The sequence below is a fragment of the Pseudomonas sp. CFBP13528 genome (assembly GCF_005233615.1).
Taxonomy (GTDB): Bacteria; Pseudomonadota; Gammaproteobacteria; order Pseudomonadales; family Pseudomonadaceae; genus Aquipseudomonas; species Aquipseudomonas fluorescens_AM.
In genome coordinates this window covers 79,052-100,049 of record NZ_QGAJ01000017.1, presented here as the reverse complement: position 1 = coordinate 100,049, position 20,998 = coordinate 79,052, and the positions used below count along the sequence as shown (strand labels likewise).

Annotated in this window: 20 protein-coding genes; 12 read left to right on the top strand and 8 right to left on the bottom strand. The window is 61.7% G+C overall.

Annotation, left to right across the window (positions count from 1 at the left end; all coding sequences use genetic code 11):
* Positions 1 to 67: 67 nt before the first annotated feature.
* The 4 genes from PspCFBP13528_RS23805 to antA all read right to left on the bottom strand — a co-directional run bounded on the left by PspCFBP13528_RS23805 (position 68) and on the right by antA (position 4,576).
* A complete protein-coding gene (locus PspCFBP13528_RS23805; RefSeq protein ID WP_137201651.1) occupies positions 68 to 1,468 on the bottom strand; it encodes an amino acid permease in 1,401 nt (466 codons plus the stop codon).
* A gap of 70 nt (positions 1,469 to 1,538) precedes the next feature.
* A complete protein-coding gene (gene antC / locus PspCFBP13528_RS23800; RefSeq protein WP_137201650.1) occupies positions 1,539 to 2,546 on the bottom strand; it encodes an anthranilate 1,2-dioxygenase electron transfer component AntC in 1,008 nt (335 codons plus the stop codon).
* A 147-nt stretch (positions 2,547 to 2,693) separates the two neighbouring features.
* On the bottom strand, positions 2,694 to 3,185 hold the full coding sequence (gene antB / locus PspCFBP13528_RS23795; RefSeq protein WP_065951162.1) for an anthranilate 1,2-dioxygenase small subunit: 492 nt from the start codon (positions 3,183 to 3,185) through the stop codon (positions 2,694 to 2,696).
* Complete coding sequence (gene antA, locus PspCFBP13528_RS23790; RefSeq protein WP_137201649.1) at positions 3,185 to 4,576, bottom strand: anthranilate 1,2-dioxygenase large subunit; 1,392 nt, start codon at positions 4,574 to 4,576, stop codon at positions 3,185 to 3,187. The genes antB and antA overlap by 1 nt, the downstream gene beginning before the upstream one ends.
* 311 nt (positions 4,577 to 4,887) lie before the next feature.
* Here antA and PspCFBP13528_RS23785 point away from each other — a divergent pair, with 311 nt between their 5' ends.
* Positions 4,888 to 5,868 (top strand): helix-turn-helix domain-containing protein, encoded by a 981-nt coding sequence (locus PspCFBP13528_RS23785; protein WP_065951164.1) that lies wholly within the window; start codon positions 4,888 to 4,890, stop codon positions 5,866 to 5,868.
* Between the two features lie 132 nt (positions 5,869 to 6,000).
* Here PspCFBP13528_RS23785 and PspCFBP13528_RS23780 read toward each other — a convergent pair whose 3' ends face one another.
* Complete coding sequence (locus PspCFBP13528_RS23780; protein ID WP_101220957.1) at positions 6,001 to 6,876, bottom strand: LysR family transcriptional regulator; 876 nt, start codon at positions 6,874 to 6,876, stop codon at positions 6,001 to 6,003.
* Positions 6,877 to 6,990: 114 nt separating this feature from the next.
* On the opposite strand from PspCFBP13528_RS23780, the gene PspCFBP13528_RS23775 reads away from it, so the two are divergent.
* The 3 genes from PspCFBP13528_RS23775 to catA are packed head-to-tail and all read left to right on the top strand — an operon-like array spanning position 6,991 to position 9,392.
* The gene (locus PspCFBP13528_RS23775) at positions 6,991 to 8,118 is read left to right on the top strand and encodes a muconate cycloisomerase family protein (protein WP_137201648.1); all 1,128 of its coding nucleotides are present in this window, start codon (positions 6,991 to 6,993) and stop codon (positions 8,116 to 8,118) included.
* Positions 8,119 to 8,130: 12 nt separating this feature from the next.
* Positions 8,131 to 8,421, top strand: coding sequence for a muconolactone Delta-isomerase (catC, locus tag PspCFBP13528_RS23770; RefSeq protein ID WP_065951167.1), 291 nt, complete (start codon positions 8,131 to 8,133; stop codon positions 8,419 to 8,421).
* 41 nt (positions 8,422 to 8,462) lie between these two features.
* A complete protein-coding gene (catA, locus tag PspCFBP13528_RS23765) occupies positions 8,463 to 9,392 on the top strand; it encodes a catechol 1,2-dioxygenase (RefSeq protein ID WP_101220955.1) in 930 nt (309 codons plus the stop codon).
* A 62-nt stretch (positions 9,393 to 9,454) separates the two neighbouring features.
* On the opposite strand, the gene PspCFBP13528_RS23760 is transcribed toward catA, so the two are convergent.
* Positions 9,455 to 9,928, bottom strand: a complete 474-nt coding sequence (locus PspCFBP13528_RS23760; RefSeq protein ID WP_065951169.1) for an Lrp/AsnC family transcriptional regulator — start codon at positions 9,926 to 9,928, stop codon at positions 9,455 to 9,457.
* A gap of 144 nt (positions 9,929 to 10,072) precedes the next feature.
* On the opposite strand from PspCFBP13528_RS23760, the gene kynU reads away from it, so the two are divergent.
* Positions 10,073 to 11,323: a kynureninase gene (gene kynU / locus PspCFBP13528_RS23755; RefSeq protein ID WP_065951170.1), complete on the top strand. Its 1,251-nt coding sequence runs from the start codon at positions 10,073 to 10,075 to the stop codon at positions 11,321 to 11,323.
* Positions 11,324 to 11,477: 154 nt separating this feature from the next.
* Positions 11,478 to 12,884, top strand: a complete 1,407-nt coding sequence (locus PspCFBP13528_RS23750; RefSeq protein ID WP_137201647.1) for an amino acid permease — start codon at positions 11,478 to 11,480, stop codon at positions 12,882 to 12,884.
* Here the strand turns inward: PspCFBP13528_RS23750 and PspCFBP13528_RS23745 are convergent.
* Positions 12,830 to 13,720, bottom strand: coding sequence for a LysR substrate-binding domain-containing protein (locus PspCFBP13528_RS23745; protein WP_101220953.1), 891 nt, complete (start codon positions 13,718 to 13,720; stop codon positions 12,830 to 12,832). The two genes, PspCFBP13528_RS23750 and PspCFBP13528_RS23745, sit on opposite strands and share 55 nt — an antisense overlap.
* Positions 13,721 to 13,812: 92 nt before the next feature.
* Between PspCFBP13528_RS23745 and PspCFBP13528_RS23740 the strand changes: the two genes are divergently transcribed.
* From PspCFBP13528_RS23740 to PspCFBP13528_RS23725, 4 genes are all read left to right on the top strand, one after another.
* Entirely contained in the window at positions 13,813 to 14,580 is a 768-nt protein-coding gene (locus PspCFBP13528_RS23740) for a sulfite exporter TauE/SafE family protein (RefSeq protein WP_101220952.1), read from the top strand.
* Positions 14,581 to 14,609: 29 nt separating this feature from the next.
* On the top strand, positions 14,610 to 15,506 hold the full coding sequence (locus tag PspCFBP13528_RS23735) for a LysR family transcriptional regulator (RefSeq protein WP_065951174.1): 897 nt from the start codon (positions 14,610 to 14,612) through the stop codon (positions 15,504 to 15,506).
* A gap of 103 nt (positions 15,507 to 15,609) precedes the next feature.
* Positions 15,610 to 16,503, top strand: a complete 894-nt coding sequence (locus PspCFBP13528_RS23730; protein ID WP_137201646.1) for an NAD-dependent epimerase/dehydratase family protein — start codon at positions 15,610 to 15,612, stop codon at positions 16,501 to 16,503.
* Positions 16,504 to 16,689: 186 nt separating this feature from the next.
* The gene (locus tag PspCFBP13528_RS23725; RefSeq protein ID WP_065951176.1) at positions 16,690 to 18,135 is read left to right on the top strand and encodes a SulP family inorganic anion transporter; all 1,446 of its coding nucleotides are present in this window, start codon (positions 16,690 to 16,692) and stop codon (positions 18,133 to 18,135) included.
* An 11-nt stretch (positions 18,136 to 18,146) separates the two neighbouring features.
* Here PspCFBP13528_RS23725 and PspCFBP13528_RS23720 read toward each other — a convergent pair whose 3' ends face one another.
* Positions 18,147 to 18,527, bottom strand: a complete 381-nt coding sequence (locus PspCFBP13528_RS23720) for a lysozyme inhibitor LprI family protein (RefSeq protein ID WP_065951177.1) — start codon at positions 18,525 to 18,527, stop codon at positions 18,147 to 18,149.
* A 247-nt stretch (positions 18,528 to 18,774) separates the two neighbouring features.
* Here PspCFBP13528_RS23720 and PspCFBP13528_RS23715 point away from each other — a divergent pair, with 247 nt between their 5' ends.
* On the top strand, positions 18,775 to 20,124 hold the full coding sequence (locus tag PspCFBP13528_RS23715) for a gluconate:H+ symporter (protein WP_178084456.1): 1,350 nt from the start codon (positions 18,775 to 18,777) through the stop codon (positions 20,122 to 20,124).
* 12 nt (positions 20,125 to 20,136) lie between these two features.
* On the top strand, positions 20,137 to 20,997 hold the full coding sequence (locus PspCFBP13528_RS23710; protein WP_137201645.1) for a MurR/RpiR family transcriptional regulator: 861 nt from the start codon (positions 20,137 to 20,139) through the stop codon (positions 20,995 to 20,997).
* Position 20,998 lies beyond the last annotated feature (1 nt).

The following is a 20,998-nucleotide window of genomic DNA, read 5'->3' as shown; positions in this document are numbered from 1 at the left end:
CGGTGGGCCAGTAGACATATCAGTGGCTGACCCACTGCAATCGGGGGCAAGCCCCCTCCCACATGGGTTACTGCGCTGTCACGACCTTCGCGTTTCGGACGCGCAACCGATACGCCACATAGATAATCCCCACCCACACCGGCATCGCATACACCGACTCGCGAATCCCTGGAATCGCCAGCATCACGCTGATGATCATCAGCATGAACGCCAGGCACAGGTAGTTGCTGAACGGGAACCAGAAGGTCTTGAACGACGGCGTCACGCCTTGCTCGCCCATGGCCTTGCGGAACTTGATGTGGGTGATGCTGATCAGCGCCCAGTTGATCATCAGCGAGGCAACCACCAGCGCGAACAGCAACTCCAGGGCACTCTGCGGCGCGACGTAGTTGACCACCACGCACAGCATCGTCACCAGCGCCGAAATCGCCAGCGCCCGCAACGGCACGCCTTGCTTGTTGAGCTTCATCAACGCCTTGGGCGCGTCGCCTTGCTCGGCCAGGCCGAACAGCATGCGGCTGTTGCAGTACACGCCGCTGTTGTATACCGACAACGCCGCGGTCAGCACCACGAAGTTGAGGATATGCGCAGCGGTGTCATTGCCGATCAGCGAGAAAATCTGCACGAACGGGCTACCGCTGTAGGGGTCGCCCGACGCGCCGAGGGTTTGCAGCAGTTCATCCCACGGGTACAGCGACAGCAGCACGGTGAGGGCGCCGACGTAGAAAATCAGGATCCGGTACACCACCTGGTTGATCGCCTTCGGGATCACCTTGCGCGGCTCGCTGGCCTCGGCGGCGGTGATGCCCACCAGCTCCAGGCCACCGAACGAGAACATGATGAACGCCATCGACATCAACAGCCCCATGCCACCGTTGGGGAAGAAACCGCCGTGGCTCCACAGGTTGCTGACCGACGCCTGCGGGCCGCCGGTACCGCTGAACAGCAGGTAGCAGCCGAGCACGATCATGCCGACAATCGCCACCACCTTGATGATCGCAAACCAGAATTCGGCTTCACCGAAGAACTTCACGTTCAGGGTGTTGATCAGGTTGACCGCGACGAAAAACACCAGCGCGCTGACCCAGGTCGGGATTTGTGGCCACCAGAACTGGATGTACTTGCCCACCGCCGTCAGTTCGGCCATGCCCACCAGCACGTACAGCACCCAGTAGTTCCAGCCTGCGAGAAAGCCCGCGTAACCGCCCCAGTATTTATGCGCAAAGTGGCTGAAGGAGCCGGCCACCGGCTCTTCGACAATCATCTCGCCGAGCTGGCGCATGATCAGGAAGGCGATGAAACCGGCTATCGCGTAACCCAGGATCATCGACGGCCCCGCCGACTTGAGCACCCCGGCCGAGCCGAGGAACAGTCCCGTGCCAATCGCCCCTCCCAAGGCGATCAGTTGAATGTGCCGGTTCTTCAGGCCGCGCTTGAGGCCCACCGGGTTTACCATGTCATCCGCCATTAACGTTCCCTTCTACTTGTTTTTCTTAAGGGTGAGTGCAGGCGCATCAGCCCCTCAGAAGTGCTGAGGGTCAGATATTACTCTGCGTAAACTTTTCGTAATACAGCTGGACGCCATCAAGTGCCTGATCCGCCAGCCATTGTTGGATCGATTCGACCATCGGCGGGGGACCACAGACATACATGTCCACCGATCTGTCACGCAAGTGGGCCAGGTCGAAATGCTCGGTGAGGTAGCCGCGCTTGCCCGTCCATTGCGCTGAGGCGTCGCTGAGGACTTCGGTGTAGCGAAAATCGGCGATCTTCGACGCGTAGCTGCGGATGCGCGCCGCTTCGCACAAGTCTTCTGCACCGCGCACGCCGTAGTAGAGGTGCACAGGGTGGTCGCAGCCGCCAGCCGCCAACTGATCGAGCATGCCCAGCAGTGCCGACAACCCGGTACCGCCGGCGACCAGCACCAGCGGTTGGCTGACGTGCCGCAGGTAGAACGCCCCCAGCGGCGCCTCCATCACGACCTCGTCACCCACCTGGCAGCGCTCGCGCACGTAGTTGCTCATCACCCCGTCGGGCAGCAGGCGCACCAGAAACTGCAACTGATTGCCCGGCAGGTTGGCGAAGGAATAGGAACGCCAGCTGTCAGTGCCGGGGACCGATAACCGCGCATATTGGCCGGGCAGAAACTCCAGCGGTGCGTCCATTTTAAGCTGCAGGATTGCCGTACTGGCCGACACCAACCGTACCTCGCTCACCGTACCGCGCACCTGCACCGGCCCCGGCGCGTTGCACAGGCTTGAATCGAAGTCGAAGTAGAAGGTCGCATCGGACTTCACCCGCGTCTGGCAACTGAGCATTTTGCGCTGTTGCAGGTCGAGGCTCGACAGCGCTTCTTCGTCGACATAGTCCTGGGTGTAAGCGCCGGATTCGCAACGCCCCTGACAGGTACCGCACACGCCTTCGCGACAGTCCAGCGGGATCTTGATGCCGTTGCGCAGGGCGGCATCCAGCAGGATTTCATGGGCGCCCACCGGGAAAAACAGGGTCTTGCCATCGGCAAAACTGAAGGCCACTTTGTGGTTCATTCACATGACTCCGTGGATAGGTATGAACCTTGTAGGAGCGAGCTTGCTCGCGAAGAACGTCTACGATGACGCCATCCAGCCTGGATGCACGCGGTGTACTTGAGTTTTTCGCGAGCACGCTCGCCCCTACAGGGCAATGCGCCACCGTTACAGGTGGTAGAAGTCCAGCACCGAGTTGATGGTGTCGTTGAGCAGCAGCGCGTGCTTGCGGGTGATCAACCAGCTGTCGCCATCCGGCTTGAGACGGTAGGTCGCGTGCCCATAAAACTGCTCGGACGTCGCCAGCCGATAGAACAATGTGTGCCAGTTCAGCTTCACCGCCAGCGTGCCGTCGGCCTGTTCGGCGACGCGCACGTTATTGATCAAGTGCAGCGTGCGCGGCATCGGCGTGGCCGAGGCCGCCTTGCCGGTGCGCAGGCGGAATACGCGGTCCTCCAGCCCCGAGCGGTTGGCGTAATAGATCAACGACATTTCGCGCTTGGGGTCCTGGGTGTAGACATGTTCCGAGTCCCATTGCGGCAGGTGGAACTCGCTCTGCGGGTCGAATAACTGCACATAGGCATCCCAGTCCTGGGCGTCGCACAGTTCGGATTTACGGTAGAAGAATTGCTCGATCCGGTACTGCAATTGCGCATTCATCACTTCACCTCCCGCAGTTGCAGCGCCTGCCGGTCCAGGCCCTTGAGCAAAAACTGCTGCCAGTTGCGGTGTTGGTTGACGTAAAGGCCTTCGTGGGTGAATTCGGTGCCGGTCATGGCGGGCTGAATGCCGATGGCTTCGCTGTTCGGTGTCGGCCCGGTCTCCCAGCGATGGCTGCCGCGTGAGATATCGCTCCAGCGCTCCAGGCGGCCCTGGAAGCCGCGCTGGGCCTCGCGAAACTCCACCAGGTCATCCGGCGTGCCCATGCCTGAGACATTAAAGAAATCTTCGAACTGGCGAATACGGTTTTCGCGGTCGGCGTCGGACTCGTTCTTCACCCCCAGGCACTGGCTGATGATCTCGGTCTTGTTCCACGCCAGCGGGCGAATGATGCGCAGTTGGGAACTGATCTGGTCGAGAAAGAACAGGCTCGGGTAGATATTCAGGTTGCGCAGGCGGTGCATCATCCATTCGGCTTTCTGCTGGCCGTGTTCTGCCACCAGGCGCGGCATGATGGTGGCGTAGCCGGAGCGCACGCTGGGGTTGGGCATGTCGCTGAACAACAGGCTGTGGCCGTTGTTGAAGGCAAACCAGCCGTCATCGGTGTTGGCGTCGCCGGCGCCGAGCTTGCTGTAGTCCAGGGTAGTGCCGGCACTTGCGCCATTTTCGCTATTGACCTGCTGGCGATGCTGCACCGTGGCCACGTAGTTGTAGTGCACGGTGCTGACGTGATAACCGTCCAGGCCGTTTTCGTTTTGCAGTTTCCAGTTGCCGTCGTAGGTGTAGGCGGACTTGCCCGGCAGCACCTCCAGCTCGCCGTTTGCCGACTGCGCCACCATCATGTCGAAGAACACTTTGGCGTCGCCCAGGAAGTCCTCCAGGCTGTCGGTGCCGTTCACGTCGAGGCTGATAAACACAAAGCCCTTGTAGCTGTCGATGCGCGCCTTTTTCAGACCCCGCGTGGCTTTGTCGAAACCTTCCGGGTATTCCCCCGGCGCCTTGACCTTCACCAGCCGGCCATCGCTTTTGTAACACCAGGCATGGAACGGGCAGGTGAACGTGGATTGGTTGCCCTTGCCCACGCGGGTGAGTGTAGTGCCGCGATGCTGGCAGGCATTGATCAGCGCGTTGAGCCGGCCTTCGCCGTCGCGGGTGATGATCATCGGCTGGCGCCCGGCGCGCATCGTCACGAAGTCGTGGTGATTGGCCAATTCGCTTTCGTGGCAGGCGTAGATCCAGTTCTTCTCGAAGATCAGTTCCATCTCCAAGTCGAACAGTTCGGGTTCGGTGAACATGTCGCGGGCGATGCGGAACACTTCATCCGCCGGGCGAAAGTCCAGGCAACTGTCGATAAAGGTTTTCCACTGTTCGACGTTTCTTGCACCACTCATGGGAGGCACCTTTTTGATTGGGGCTGATCGGTGATGCATTAGAGGCAGTGGTGCAGGGCGTGGGCTATCCGCTTAATGGGGGAAGGCAGGCCGGATAATTGGGCAGCAAATACCCAACCCGGTGCGGGGCGGTGACGGGATGCGCTACTGTCTTGCAGGGCATCGGGCGAAAAACCCGGCTGCTTATCCACTTAGTCGGCGATTGCTATCCACCCGGTAGCCATTTCGCCGGCATGGCGCATTACTTGCTGTCCAACCCTAACGACGCGCCGTCAGAGCGCGCAAACGCCTAACCGCCGTGGGTGCACCTGATGAGCAGCCAAACGATTCAACGCTTCGACCTGGAAGGCGCACGTAGCTGGATGTCCGGCATCTGCGGGCCCCATCGCCTGGTCACCGCCACACCCGAACGCCTGCGTTTTCACCACAGTGCCAATAGCTTCAAGTCCCGCGCGACCACCCTGGGAGTGATCGAATACGGCACGGACGTGACCATCGACATCGAAGATGCCGAGCACTTCAGCAGTTACAGCCTGAGCCTGCCCCTGGTGGGCGAGCAGGAGCTGAGCAAGAACGGAGAACGGCTGCGCTCCAATCGCGAGCAGGGCGTCATCATCTCGCCCAACGAGCATCAGGTGCTGGCGATTTCCGGCGACTGCCGCAAGTTGCAGGTAGTGATTACCCGCGCAGCAATGAGTGAGTCACTGGAAGGTTTACTGCAGCGCCCCATCGAGGCGCCGTTGCGCTTTGAGTCGGTGATGGACGCGGTGGACGGCGCTTCAGCGTCGTGGTGGCGCATGGCGCGTTACTTCATTGCCGAACTGGAGCACGGCAGTGAGTTGTACGAGCAGGCCGCGTTTACCCGCGACCTGGAAAGCTCGTTGATCAAGGGGCTGATCCTGGCCCAGCCGAACAATTACTCCGAAGAACTGCGCGATGTACTGGGCGTGAAACTGCCCCACTATTTGATCCGTGCACGCCAGTACATCCACGAAAACGCCCGCGAAGCCGTGCACCTGGAAGACCTGGAAGCGGCCGCAGGGGTGTCGCGGTTCAAACTGTTCGATGCCTTTCGCAAATATTTTGCACTGTCGCCGATGGCCTATCTGAAGAAGTACCGGCTGAGCGCCGTGCGCCAGGAAATGCTTGAGCATGGCGCCCCGCGGACCATCTCCGAGATCGCCCTGGGCTGGGGCTTTACTCACCTGGGGCGGTTTTCGGCGGAGTATCGCAAGTCATTTGATGAGACGCCGAGCCAGACCTTACAGCGCAAGCGCCTGCGCAGTCTTTGAATCCATGGCGATTAAAATGTGGGAGGGGGCTTGTTCCCGATAGCGGTGTGTCAGTCAATGAGTAAGTTGCCTGATCCACAGCTATCGGGAGCAAGCCCCCTCCCACAAGGGAATTGCAGTGTTTAAGAGCATTCAGATCAGTTCTTCAACCAGTTGCAGGCAATGACTGAGCCCCGGCGACTGATCATTCACCCGCCGGCTGAGAATGATCGGCGAGGTCGCGGTGGCTTCCACCACCGGCGCGTAACCGATATCCGCGCGATGCAGCACCTGCACCGACGCCGGCACCAGTGTCACGCCCATGCCTGCGCCCACCAGGCCCAGGGCGGTCTGCAATTCGTTGGTCCACTGCGCGACTTTGAGGCTCAAGCCGTGGGCGTCGAACAAGGCGATGACATGGTCGGCATAACTGGGGCGTGGATTGCCCGGATACAGCACAAAGGGCTCGGCGGCCAACTGCGCAAGGCTGGCGGGTGCGCCCAGCAACGGGTGACCGCTGGGCAACACCGCCACCAGGCGGTCTTGCACCAGTACGCGCTGGACGATGGCCGGGTCGTCGATGGGAATTCGCCCGAAACCCACATCAATGCGCCCGGCCTTGAGGGCTTCGACCTGCTGCAAGGTGGTCATCTCCGACAACCCCAGCTCCAACTCCAGCGCCTCATGGGTGCGCAGTCGCCGAATCAGTTCCGGCAGCACGCCGTACAAGGTCGACGGCGCAAAGCCGATGCCCAGCCAGGTCTTCTGGCCCAGGCCGATGCGCCGGGTGTTGTCGCAGACCTTGCCCAACTGCTCGAGCAGCCCATTGGCGTGCTCATAGAAAAACCGCCCGGCCTCGGTCAGCCGCAGCGGTCGACCGCGCTCGAGCAGCACCACGCCCAATTCGTCTTCCAGTTGTTGAATCTGCCGGCTCAACGGCGGCTGGGCGATGTGCAGGCGTTCGGCAGCGCGGGTGAAGTTGAGGGTTTGGCCCAGAACCTGGAAATAGCGCAGGTGACGCAGTTCCATGTTGCCTCCTTTAATACCTTCAAGGTATCGAACCAGACCAATTCTATATTGGAACCCACCAGCCACGCAGCACAGAATCGACGCAAACCTATAAAGAACCCAACGGGTATTGCCATGCCGATTTGCCCCATCGAGTCGATCGAGACCATCATCGTCGACCTTCCCACCATTCGCCCGCACACGCTGGCGATGCATACGATGCAACACCAGACCCTGGTGATCATCCGCCTGCGTTGCGCCGATGGCATCGAAGGCCTCGGTGAATCCACCACCATCGGTGGCCTGAGTTACGGCAACGAAAGCCCCGAGAGCATCAAAGTCAACATCGACCGGCACTTCGCACCGCTGCTGATCGGCCAGGACGCAAGCAATATCAACGCCGCCATGGTGCGCCTGGAACGCTGCATCCGCGGCAATACGTTTGCCAAATCGGGTATCGAGAGCGCGTTGCTCGACGCCCTCGGCAAGCGCTTGAACCTGCCGGTCAGCGAACTGCTCGGCGGCCGTGTGCGCGATGCCTTGCCGGTGGCCTGGACCCTGGCCAGCGGCAATACCGCACAGGACATTGCCGAGGCCGAGAAGATGCTCGACCTGCGCCGCCATCGCCTTTTCAAACTGAAGATCGGCGCCGGTGATGTCGACCGTGACCTGGCCCACGTGATCGCGATCAAGCGCGCGCTGGGTGATCGCGCCAGCGTGCGTGTCGATGTCAACCAGGCCTGGGACGAGGCCGTGGCCCTGCGCGCCTGCCGGGTGCTGGCGGACAACGGAATCGACCTGATCGAACAGCCGATCTCGCGCAACAATCGAGGCGGCATGGCGCGGCTGAACCTGTCGAGCCCGGCGCCGATCATGGCCGATGAATCGATTGAATGCGTCGAGGATGCGTTCAACCTGGCTCGCGAAGGCGCGGCCTCGGTGTTTGCCCTGAAAATCGCCAAGAACGGCGGCCCGCGTGCGGTGCTGCGGACGGCGGCGATTGCTCAAGCGGCGGGCATCGGCCTCTACGGCGGCACCATGCTCGAAGGAGGCATCGGCACCCTGGCTTCGGCACATGCCTTTGTCACGCTGAACACGCTGGCGTGGGGCACCGAACTGTTCGGTCCGTTGCTGCTCACCGAAGACATCCTCACCGAGCCGCCTGTGTACCGTGATTTCCACCTGCATGTATCCACCGCACCGGGCCTGGGCCTGGCGATCGACGAAGAACGCCTGGCGTTCCTGCGTCGTGACAAACACTAAGAGGCGCCTGCCATGTTGTTCCACGTAAAGATGACCGTGAACCTGCCGCTCGACATGCCCGCCGAGCGCGCCGCCAGTCTCAAGGCCGAAGAGAAGGCCCTGGCGCAGCGCCTGCAACAAGAGGGGAAATGGCGCCACCTGTGGCGCATTGCCGGGCACTACGCCAACTACAGCGTGTTCGATGTCGAGAGTGTGCAGGCGCTGCACGACCTGCTGATGCAACTGCCGTTGTTCCCCTATATGGCCATCGAAGTCAATGCGCTGTGTCGGCATCCGTCGTCGATCCACGCGGACGACCGCTGAGCCTGTTTTGCACCCAATAATTACAAGATGAGGATTGCACCATGTCCATCCGACTGTCCCAGACTGCCCACGCCCAGCAGTTTCTCGAAGAAGCCAGCGGTCACCGCAGTGAAGGCGGCAACCCGCGCACCAAGGCGCTGATCTATCGGATCCTGCGCGACACCGTGAATATCATCGAAGACCTGGACGTGACCCCGCAAGAGTTCTGGACGGCGGTCAACTACCTCAACGAACTGGGGAAAAACCAGGAAGCCGGCTTGCTCGCCGCCGGGTTGGGCCTGGAGCATTATCTGGACCTGTTGATGGATGCCGCCGACATCGAGGCCGGCAAATCCGGTGGCACGCCGCGCACCATCGAAGGCCCGCTGTATGTGGCCGGTGCACCGCTGTGCAAATACGAAGCGCGACTGGATGATGGCAACGACGACGCCGTGCCGCTGTTCATGCGCGGGCAGGTGCGCGACACCCAGGGCAAACCGCTGGCGGGGGCGATTGTCGATGTGTGGCAGGCCAATACCGGCGGCACCTATTCGTGGTTTGACCCGACGCAATCGGAGTTCAACCTGCGCCGCCGCATCGAGACCGACGCCCAGGGCCACTATCGTTTTCGCAGCATCGTGCCGTCGGGCTACGGCTGCCCGCCGACCGGGCCGACCCAGCAGTTGCTCGATCAGTTGGGGCGCCACGGGCAGCGTCCGGCGCACATTCACTTCTTCATCTCGGCACCCGGCCATCGGCACCTGACCACCCAGATCAACCTGTCGGACGACCCGTACCTGCACGATGATTTTGCCTATGCCACACGTGATGAGTTGATCGCCCAGATCCGCTTCAGTGACGATCCGCAGCTGGCACAGGAGTTCGGCGTGCAGGGGCGATTGGCGCAGATTGATTTTGACTTTGAGTTGCAGGTGGCTGTTGCCCCCGCGGAGCAGCAGCGCATGCAGCGCGTACGCGCGCTCGAAGACTGAACACGGTTAAAAAATGTGGGAGGGGCAAGCCCCCTCCCACATTGCACCGGTGTTGGATTTGGTTATTTGCGCACCACCAGATCCAGCACCTCATCCCGATCCTTGATCTTCTGCAGCACAATCTCCGAACGTATATCCATGACCCCCGCCGTGCGGTTGAGTTGGTTCACGATAAAGTCCGAGAAATGCTTGAGGTTGCGCGCCTGTACCCGCAGCACATAGTTGCTGGCGCCGGTGACCACATAGGCACTGGCCACCTCCGGCCAACCCTGCACTTTCTCGATGAATGTCTCATGCCAGTCTTGCACATCCTGGCGCAAGGACAGGTGCACGATGGCCTCAAGCTCAATGCCCAACTGCTCGGCATTGAGCACCGCCCGATAGCCGCTGATGACGCCTTCGCTTTCCAGCAGGCGCAAACGGCGCAGGCACGCCGAGGGCGACAGCGCGACTTTTTCCGCCAGTTCCTGGTTGCTGATACGGCCATCCTGTTGCAGGAAATGCAGGAGGCGCAGGTCGGTGGCGTCAAGAATCATGGTTTGAATAAATCCGCGTGTTTGGGAGTTAAATTCGAATTTCCTACAGCTTAAATAGCGCTTCACCTACCACTTTGCACGAAAATTCTCTAAAGCTTCGTTCATTATTTGCTCCATCTTCTCTTATAAAAACCAGGACAGACCATGACCACCCTAAGCCATTGCCAAGCCCTCGACGCCCAGGACCCGCTGGCGCCTTTGCGCGCTCAGTTCGCCCTGCCTGAGGGCGTCATCTACCTTGACGGCAACTCCCTCGGCGCGCGTCCGGTGGCCTCGCTGGCGCGGGCGCAACAGGTGATCGCCCAAGAGTGGGGCAACGGCCTGATTCGCAGCTGGAACAGCGCCGGTTGGGCGGACCTGTCCCTGCGCCTGGGCAATCGCCTGGCACCGCTGATCGGCGCAGGCGAGGGCGAAGTGGCGGTTACCGACACCACGTCCATCAACCTGTTCAAGGTGCTCAGCGCCGCGCTGAGCGTACAGCGCGAGCGTGTACCGGCGCGCAAAGTGATCGTCAGCGAAGCGAGCAATTTTCCCACCGACCTGTACATCGCCGAGGGCCTCGCCGAGCTGCTGCAACAGGGTTACACCCTGCGCTTGGTCAACAGCCCGGACGAACTGCCCCGCGCCATCGACCAGGATGTGGCGGTGGTGATGCTCACCCATGTCAACTACAAGACCGGCTATATGTATGACATGCACGCACTCACCGCCTTGAGCCATGAGTGCGGCGCGTTGAGCCTCTGGGACCTGGCGCATTCGGCCGGTGCGGTGCCCATCGACCTGCACGCGGCCGGGGCCGATTATGCGATTGGCTGCACCTACAAATACCTCAATGGCGGCCCGGGCTCCCAGGCGTTCGTGTGGGTCAGCCCGGCGTTGGTGGACCTGGTGCGCCAGCCGCTGTCGGGCTGGTTCGGGCATACCCGTCAGTTTGCGATGGAATCGAACTACGCGCCGAGTGCCGGCATCGCCCGCTACCTGTGCGGCACCCAGCCGATCACCTCGCTGGCCATGGTGGAATGCGGGCTGGAGATATTTGAACAGACGGATATGGCCAGCCTGCGCGCTAAATCCCTGGCGTTGACCGATCTGTTTATCGAGCGAGTCGAAGCACGCTGCGCCGTCCATGGCTTGAAGCTGATCACCCCCCGTGAACACGCCAGGCGCGGCAGTCATGTGAGTTTCGAACACCCTGAAGGGTATGCGGTGATCCAGGCGCTGATCGCCCGGGGGGTGATCGGTGACTACCGTGAGCCGCGCATCATGCGATTCGGTTTTACCCCGCTGTACACCAGCTTCACCGACGTCTGGGACGCGGTGGAAATCCTCGGTGACATTCTCGACAACACCACCTGGGACCAGCCGCAATTCAAGGTGCGTAACAGCGTGACCTGATAGCACCACAAAACCATTGTGGGAGGGGGCTTGCCCCCGATAGCAGGGTGTCAGTGTTTTATCTGTTACTGATACACCGCCATCGGGGGCAAGCCCCCTCCCACAGGGGATCTGTGACAACAGCAGCAATCACAATAATAAAGGGGCACGCCACGTGACCACGCCAGACAACGGCTTTGCAGAAATCACCCACCGCGAACTGGGCCTCAAACGCCAGCTCACTTCCGCGCAAATGAGCATGATCGCCATCGGCGGCGCCATTGCTACCGGGCTGTTCATGGGCAGCGCCTACGCGATTGGCTATGCCGGGCCCAGTGTGTTGCTCAGCTACACCATCGGTGCGTTGATTACGCTGATATTGATGGGGTGCCTGGCAGAGATGACGGTGGCCCATTCCACCTCCGGCTCTTTTGGCGCCTATGCCGAGTTTTACATCGGCCCGCTGGCCGGTTTCCTGGTGCGTTATGCCTACTGGGCGGCGATCGTGCTGGCAGTCGGGGCCGAGGTGACGGCGGTGGCGATGTACATGAAGTACTGGTTCGCCAACGTGCCGGAATGGGTATGGATCGTGTCGTTCTCCAGCGTGTTGATCCTGCTCAATGCGATCAGCGTGAAGACGTTTGGCAACTTCGAATACGGGTTCTCCACCCTCAAGATCAGCGCCATCGTCGGCTTCATCATCCTGGCGGTGTACGTGGTGTTCGGCTCGGGCAACCCGGAGTATGGCGTGCAGAACTACACCGCTCATGAGGGGTTTTTTCCCCATGGGGTGAGCGGTATGTGGATCGCGGTGATCGTGTCGATCTTCAGCTACTTGAGTGTGGAGATGATCGCAGTGGCTGCCGGTGAAGCAGCCGATCCGGAGCGGGCAGTGAAGAAAGCCTTTCGCGCGACCATTGTGCGCCTGGTGGTCTTCTACCTGCTGACCCTGGCATTGATGCTCGCCATCGTGCCGTGGAACCAGGCGGGTCAGGCCCAGAGCCCGTTCGTCACGGTGATGCAGACCATCGGTATTCCCGGCGCCACCGGGGTGATGAATTTCGTGATTCTGATCGCGGCGCTGTCGGCGATGAACAGCCAGCTCTACATCACCACGCGCATGATGTTCAGCCTGTCCCGCGCAGGTTTTGCGCCCAGGTCCATGGGCGCGTTGAGCAACAGCGGCATCCCGCTCAATGCTTTGCTGCTGTCCAGCTCCGGTATCGCATTGGCGACCCTGCTCAACGTGGTGTACCCGGAAAGTTCGTTCACGCTGATGATGGCGATCTCGATGTTCGGGGCGATTTTCACCTGGTTCATGATCTTCCTCACGCACCTGTTTTTCCGGCGCTACCGCAAGCGTCATGGCGGGCCGAAGCTGTCCTTCGAGCTGCGCCTGTTTCCGTACAGCACCTTGCTGGGGCTGGTGCTGATGGGCGCGGTGATGATCACCACGTATTTCACTGACGCGTTCAAGATGACCCTGGTGTTTGGCGTGCCGTTCCTGCTGATCCTGAGCGCGGTGTATTACGGGTTTTTCCGCAAGGGCAGGGCCAAGGCATCGAACAAGGCCCTGGCATAACCCGGCAGGTGTTCGAACGAGCGCGCGCAGAGCAACAGTTGGCGACAGGCCCAGTCCTCCTTGAGGGGCTGGGCCTTGATGCGACCTTCCTGCGGCCTGCGGTCCAGGGCGGCCTGGGGCACGATGCCCAGGCCCGCGCCACGGGCGACCATGCGGATCACCCCATCGAAACCCTCGGCGCGGATGCGCGTTTGCAGGCGATAGCCTGCGTGCAAGGCCTGTTCCTCCAGGTACACCGCCAGCGCGCTATTGGCTGGCAGACCTACGTAGTCGTATTGCAGGCTGTCGATGAAATTCGCGGTTTTCAACGGATGGTCGAGGGGCATGATCAGCACCAACGGATCGTCGCGAAATGCCAGTGTCTGCAAGCCGTGGGTATCCACTGCATCGGAGATAATTCCCAGGTCGGCTGTGCCTTGGCGCAAGGCCTGGATAATGCGCAGGCTGGGCAACTCCTGCAGGTCGATATCGAGGTTGGGATGTTCGCGCAGAAAGTCGGCCAGCAGCTCCGGCAAATATTCACTCAGCGCGGTGGTATTGCACAGCAGGCGCACCTGGCCTTTGACGCCCTTGGCGTATTCCGCCAGGTCTTGTTGCAGATGCTCGGCCTGTTGCAGCAGCAGGCGGGCGTGTCGGCCCAGGGCTTTGCCGGCAGGTGTCGGAGCGACGCCACGGCGGCCACGCTCCAGGAGTTCGATGCCCATCGAGGCCTCCATCGCCCGAATGCGCGCACTGGCGGCGGCCAGGGATAAATGGCTGCGGGCGGCGCCGGCGGTGATGTTGCCGGTGTCGAGGATGTGCAGGTAGAGGCGCAGGTCGATCAGGTCAAAGTGCATGGCTCAAGATTTCCTCAGCCTCATCCAAAACAAGAGGCTGCCTCAGTATATGGCGAATTTTCAACCGCTCGGCAAAACTGCACACTTTCGGCATGATGACTGTCCTGACGTTCTACCAAACCCTCGGCCCAGCCCTGACATTGCTGGTGATCGCCACGTTCCTGCTGGCCGGTACGGTCAAGGGCGTGATTGGTCTCGGCCTGCCCACGGTGGCCATGGGCATGCTCGGCCTGGCTATGTTGCCGGCACAGGCTGCGGCGTTACTGATCATCCCTTCGACGGTCACCAATCTCTGGCAACTGGCGTTGGGCGGTCACCTGAGTACCTTGCTCAAGCGCCTGTGGCCGATGTTGCTGCTGATTGTCCTCGGCGCCGGGCTGGGCACGCTGTGGTTGGGCATGGACGGTGGGCCGTGGGTGGTACGCGCGTTGGGCGCGGCGTTACTGGTGTATGCGCTGAGTGGATTATTCCTGCCGACCTTCACGGTGCAACCCCGAACCGAGCGCTGGCTGGGCCCGTTGTGCGGGGTTGTCACAGGCGTCATCACTGCAGCCACCGGCGTGTTCGTGATTCCCGCAGTGCCCTACCTGCAGGCATTAAGCTTGAGCCGCGATCAACTGGTGCAGGCGCTGGGGCTGTCGTTCAGCGTATCGACCCTGGCCCTGGCCGGCGGGCTGGCCTGGCGCGGCGCGCTCGGTGGCGGTGAAATCGGCGCATCGTTGTTGGCGCTGGTGCCGGCATTGCTGGGGATGTGGTTGGGCCAGGTGGTGCGCCAGCGCATCAGCGCGCTGTGGTTCAAGCGGGGATTTTTCGGCGGGATGGCGCTATTGGGAGGCCATTTGTTGCTCAGTGGTCAATAATGAGCCCGAGCCGATAACCAGGACAGCCCGTGAAAGCCCGATCCGATGAACTCCAGATCTTTGTCAGCGTAATCGAGTGCGGCTCGATTTCCGCCGCCGCCGAGCAGGTCGGGCAGACGCCGTCGGCGGTCAGCCGTACCTTGTCGCGCCTGGAGGCCAAGCTCGACACCACCCTGATCAACCGCACCACGCGGCGCATGGACCTGACCGAGGAGGGCCGGTACTTCTTCGAGCAGGCCAAGGTGATCCTGGCGCAAATGGAGGCGCTGGAAGAGCGTCTGTCGTCACGCCAGAAAAAACCGGCCGGGCGACTGCGTATCAATGCGGCGGTGCCGTTCATGCTGCACGCAATCATGCCCTATATTGGCGAATTTCGTCGTCTGTACCCGGACATCCAATTGGAGCTGAACAGCGACGACCTGATCATCGACCTGCTTGAGCAAAGCACCGACATTGCGATTCGTATCGGCACCCTGGCCGACTCCACCCTGCATGCCCGTGCCCTGGGCAGCACGCCGCTGCACATTCTGGCCAGCGCCGAATACCTCAGGCAACACGGCACGCCGACCACGGTCGCCGAATTGGCCGAGCACACGCTGCTGGGTTTCAGCCACACCGACACCCTCAACCATTGGCCGCTGCGCCATGCCGAAGGTGACCGCTGGCTGATCCAGCCGGGCGTTGCCGCGTCCAGTGGTGAAACCGTGCGCCACCTGGCATTGCAGGGGCAGGGCATTTGCTGCCTGTCCAACTTCATGACCCATCAAGACATCGATGCCGGGCGCCTGGTCCCACTCCTGGACACCTTCAACAGTGGCTACCGCCAGCCGATCCATGCGGTGTACTACCGCAACTCCCAACTGGCGTTGCGTATCCAATGCTTCCTGGACTTTATCCAGACCAAGCTGGCACGTTACGCCGGCTGATTCGTGACTGCCGCGCAAGAGTGAATTGGGCAACGCGGGGTTATTCGCCGCCGGGGGCTGCTGGATACTGGGCTCATCACTTACCCAGCCAGGAGCACTCTCCATGAATGTATTCGTTACCGGCGCCGCCGGTTTTATCGGCGGCTCCATCGCCACCGGTCTGGTCAAGGCCGGGCACGCTGTCACCGGTCTGGTGCGCAGCGCCGAGCAAGCCGCTGAAATGACGGCACTGGGCATTACCCCAGTGATCGGCACCCTCGATGACGCGGTGATATTGACCGAACAGGCGCAGCACGCCGATGCAGTGATCAATGCCGCCAGCAGCGACCACCGCGCTGGCGTCGAAACCCTGCTGGCTGCCTTGAAAGGCTCCCACAAGCCGTTCCTGCACACCAGCGGCTCAAGTATCGTCGGCGACGCGTCGGGCGGCAAGGCCAGTGATGTCATTTACTTCGAGGACCATCTGCCGGAGCCGACCGCCGACAAGGCCGCTCGCGTGGCGATCGATAACCTGATCCTGGCCGCCGCCAGGGAGGGTGTGAATTCGGCGGTGATCTGTAACACCCTGATCTACGGTCACAGCCTGGGCGTGAAGCGTGACAGCGTGCAATTGCCGCGCTTGCTCAAGCAGGCCCGCAAAAGTGGTGTGGTACGCCATGTGGGGCCGGGGCAGAACATCTGGTCCAACGTGCATATCGAAGACGTGGTCACGCTGTACCTGCTGGCGCTGACGAAGAATGTGCCGGGCACGTTCTACTTCGTGGAAAGCAGCGAAGCGGCCTTTATCGACATGACCACTGCGATTGCCCAGGCGCTGAACCTCGGTGAGCCGCAGGATTGGCCATTGGCTGAGGCTGAGGCCGAGTGGGGGTATGAAATGGCCAACTACGGGCTGGGCTCCAACAGCCGGGTACGCGGCAAACAGGCCCGTGAACGGCTGGGCTGGGTGCCCAAGCGTACGTCGGTGGTGGAGTGGATTCGCAACGAGATGGTGTGATGTTCGCTTGATACCGAGGTGAGGCCAATCGGGGGCAAGCCCCCTCCCACCTTTGAACTGTGAATACATTCAGAGTGTGGGAGGGGGCTTGCCCCCGATGGCCGCGCCTCGGTCCCAAAGGCTAGCCCCGCGCCGCTCAATTCCGTACCATTCCCCGCCTTATCCCCCGCAACTCCCTGGTACTCCATGAACCTCACCCGTCTGCGCGCCGACGCCCTGGCCGGCCTCACCACGTCATTTGCATTGCTGCCCGAATGCATCGCCTTCGCCCTGGTGGCCCATCTCAACCCGTTGATGGGGCTCTACGGCGCTTTTATCATTTGCACCCTCACCGCGTTGTTCGGCGGCCGGCCCGGCATGGTGTCCGGTGCGGCCGGTTCCATGGCGGTGGTGATCGTGGCGCTGGTGGTGCAACACGGCGTGGAGTATCTGCTGGCGACCGTGTTGCTGGGCGGGTTGATCATGGTCGCCTTCGGCCTGCTGCGCCTGGGCAAGCTGGTGCGCATGGTGCCCCACCCGGTGATGCTGGGGTTCGTCAACGGCCTGGCGATTATCATTGCGCTGGCGCAGTTGGAGCACTTCAAAAGCGGTGAAGCCTGGCTCAGCGGTACACCGCTGTACGTGATGGTCGGGCTGGTCGCGGTCACCATGGCCATCGTCTACCTGCTGCCACGCCTGACCCGCGCCGTGCCGCCCGCCCTGGTGGCGATCCTCGGCGTAGGCCTGGCCGTGTACCTGCTCGGCTTGCCCACCCGCACCCTCGGCGATATGGCGCACATCGCAGGCGGCCTGCCGACCTTCGCGCTGCCGCAGCTCCCCTGGACCCTGGAAACCCTTGGGATCATCGCGCCCTATGCGTTCCTGATGGCAATGGTCGGCCTGCTGGAAACCCTGCTGACCCTCAACCTCACCGACGAAATCACCGAAACCCGTGGCTACCCCGACCGCGAAAGCGTGGCCCTGGGCGCTGCGAATATGGTCTCGGGCCTGTTCGGCGGCATGGGCGGTTGCGCGATGATCGGGCAAACCGTGATCAACCTCAGTTCCGGCGGACGTGGGCGATTCTCCGGCGTGTTTGCCGGGGTGATGATCCTGCTGTTCATTCTGTTTCTGTCGCCGCTGATCGAGCGGATTCCGCTGGCGGCCCTGGTGGGGGTGATGTTCGTGGTGTCCCAGCAGACGTTCGCCTGGGCGTCGTTGCGGGTGATCAACAAGGTGCCGCTCAATGACGTGCTGGTGATCATCGCGGTGACGGTCATCACCGTGTTCACCGACCTGGCGACCGCTGTGCTGTGCGGTATCGTGATCGCTGCGCTGAATTTCGCCTGGCAACAGGCCCGCGAGCTGTATGCCGATGAACACCTGGAAGCCGACGGCAGCAAACTGTATCGCCTGCACGGCACCTTGTTCTTTGCCTCGACCACGCCGTTCCTGAATCAATTCGACCCGGCCAACGACCCGGCCCAGGTGACGCTCGATTGCCGTCACCTGAGCTTCGTCGATTATTCAGCAATTGCCGCGCTGATGACCCTGCGCGAGCGCTACAGCAAAGCGGGCAAGCATTTGCGCGTGCTGCACCTCTCGGAGCGCTGCAAGAAACTGCTCAAGCGCGCCAGGGTTCAGCACGACTGACCTGCAGCAGCCTATGGCCCGACCAGGTTTTCGAGTTCCTGCGCACGGGTCTGGGTCATGTCCAGCACACAGCCGGAACCGTTGACCTGATCAATGGTGCCGCCGGTGGCGCTGCCCGCAAAGGCGCAATTGGCGTCGCGGTATTTGATCCACAGGCGTTGCAGATCCTGCAGTTGCTGCTTGCGGTTGCCTTCCTGGGCGGCCAGCGCGGTCTTGTAAGCCTTGTTCAGCCGCGCATCCTGCACCTTGGCCTCCTTGACGTTGCAGCCGACCATGTCGGCGGTGGTGTCTGCGCTGTCCATGCATTTATTCAGCGCCGGGTTATCGGCGGCGGCAGCAGTGCCGCAGAGGGCAAGAAGCAGGGCGCCGGCGGCGAGTGTCGTGCGAATCATCAGTGTGTTCCTGGCATCGATGGGTGTGCAGTGTATGACTCGACCGCGCACGTTGAGTTTCCAGCCTTTATCCGAAGGTCATGTAAGAACACCCCCTGAATTTTCATGCGGCCGCGTCGGGCATATCCCACTGCGACAGCGCTTATCCCTGCGCGGTAATTACTTTCATAAAAATTGAAAACTCACCTTGGTAATGATTTATGAGTTTCACAACCTATTCGACGTGACCCTTTCCGAGGAGTACCGCATGGCCGCATCACCGGGCTTCGGGCTATTGGCATACGCCGCCATCGCCATCATTGCTTTGATCGTGCTGATTGCACGTTACCGGCTCAATCCGTTTATCGTCATCACCCTGGTGTCCATCGGCCTGGCGCTGATGGCCGGGATGCCGGCGGACACCATCATGGGCTCTTACGAGGCGGGCGTCGGCAAGACCCTGGGGCATATCGCCCTGGTCGTGGCGCTGGGCACCATGCTCGGCAAGATGATGGCCGAGTCCGGTGGCGCGGAGCAGGTGGCACGTACGTTGATCAACTGTTTCGGCGAGCGCAACGCCCACTGGGCCATGGTCTGCATCGCGTTCCTGGTGGGGCTGCCGCTGTTTTTCGAGGTGGGATTCGTTTTGCTGGTGCCGATCGCCTTTACCGTGGCGCGGCGCGTGGGCGTGTCGATCCTGATGGTCGGCCTGCCGATGGTCGCCGGCCTGTCGGTGGTGCATGCGCTGGTGCCGCCGCACCCGGCGGCGATGATGGCGGTGCTGGCGTATAACGCCTCGGTCGGGCAGACCGTGCTGTATGCGATCCTGATCGGTATTCCTACGGCGATCATCGCCGGCCCGGTCTATGCCAGGTTCATCGTGCCGCACATTCACCTGCCGGCGGAAAACCCGCTGGAACGCCAGTTTATCGAGCGCGAACCGCGTACCCGTTTGCCGAGCTTCGCGCTGACCATGGGCACCATCCTGTTGCCGGTCGTGCTGATGATGATTGGCGGTTGGGCCAATGTGATTTCCACGCCTGGCACCGGCTTCAACCAGTTCCTGTTATTTATCGGCAACTCGGTGATCGCGCTGCTGGTGGCGACCCTGGTAAGTTTCTGGACGCTGGGCCTGGCCCAGGGCTTCAACCGTGAGTCGATCCTCAAGTTCACCAATGAATGCCTGGCGCCCACGGCAAGCATCACGCTGCTGGTGGGGGCGGGCGGTGGCTTGAATCGCATCCTGGTGGATGCCGGCGTCACAAACGAAATCCTCGGTCTGGCCCATGCATTCCAGCTGTCGCCACTGGTGATGGGCTGGTTGTTCGCCGCGCTGATGCGTATCGCCACGGGCTCGGCCACGGTGGCGATGACCACGGCGTCCGGTGTTGTGGCCCCGGTCGCCCTGGGCATGGGTTATCCACACCCTGAATTGCTGGTATTGGCGACCGGTGCGGGTTCGGTGATCTTTTCCCACGTCAACGACGGCGGCTTCTGGCTGATCAAGGAATACTTCAATATGACGGTGATCCAGACCTTCAAGACCTGGACCGTGCTGGAAACCCTGATTTCGGTGGTGGCCTTCGGTCTGACCTACGGTCTGTCCTGCCTTTTGTAACCGGGAACCGCCATGGACATCCTCTACCAGATCCGCGCCCGCCAGGATTCCTTAAGCGCCGGCGAAGGGCGTATCGCCAGGCTGATGCTCGACGACGTGGGCTTTGCCGCGTCGGCCAGCCTGGAAGAACTGTCGCAACGGGCCGAGGTCAGTACCGCCACCTTGTCGCGCTTTGCCCGCAGTGTCGGTTGTCGTGATTTGCGTGACCTGCGGCTGCAGTTGGCCCAGGCCAGCGGGGTTGGCAGCCGCTTCCTGGACCCGGCCGGGCTGCCGGAACAGTCGGCGTTCCATCGGCAGATTCTCGGTGATATCGAAGCGACGTTGCGCCAGCACCTGGCTGGCTTCAATCAGCACAGCTTTGTCGATGCGGTGAGCCTGCTGGGCAAGGCGCGGATGATCCACGCGTTCGGCATGGGCGGCCCGTCAAGCCTGTGCAGCGATGAATTGCAGGTGCGGCTGGTGCGCCTGGGCTATCCGATTGCGGCCTGCCACGACCCTGTGATGATGCGGGTGACGGCCGCGACCCTGGGGCCGGAACAGGCGCTGATCGTCTGCTCGCTGAGCGGACTTACCCCCGAACTGTTGGATGTGGTGACACTGGCGCGCAACTACGACGCGCGCGTTGTCGCCATCACCCTTGCTGATTCCCCGCTGGCCGGGCTGGCGGACGTGTTGCTGCCGCTGCAACCGGCTGAAACCCATTTTATCTACAAGCCTACGGCTGCGCGCTACGGCATGCTGCTGGCCATCGACCTGCTGGCCACCGAGCTGGCGCTGGCCATGCCCGACGCCAACCAGGAACGCCTGCGCCGGATCAAACTCGCCCTGGACGATTATCGCGGCGGCCCTGACAGCCTGCCGCTTGGAGACTGAA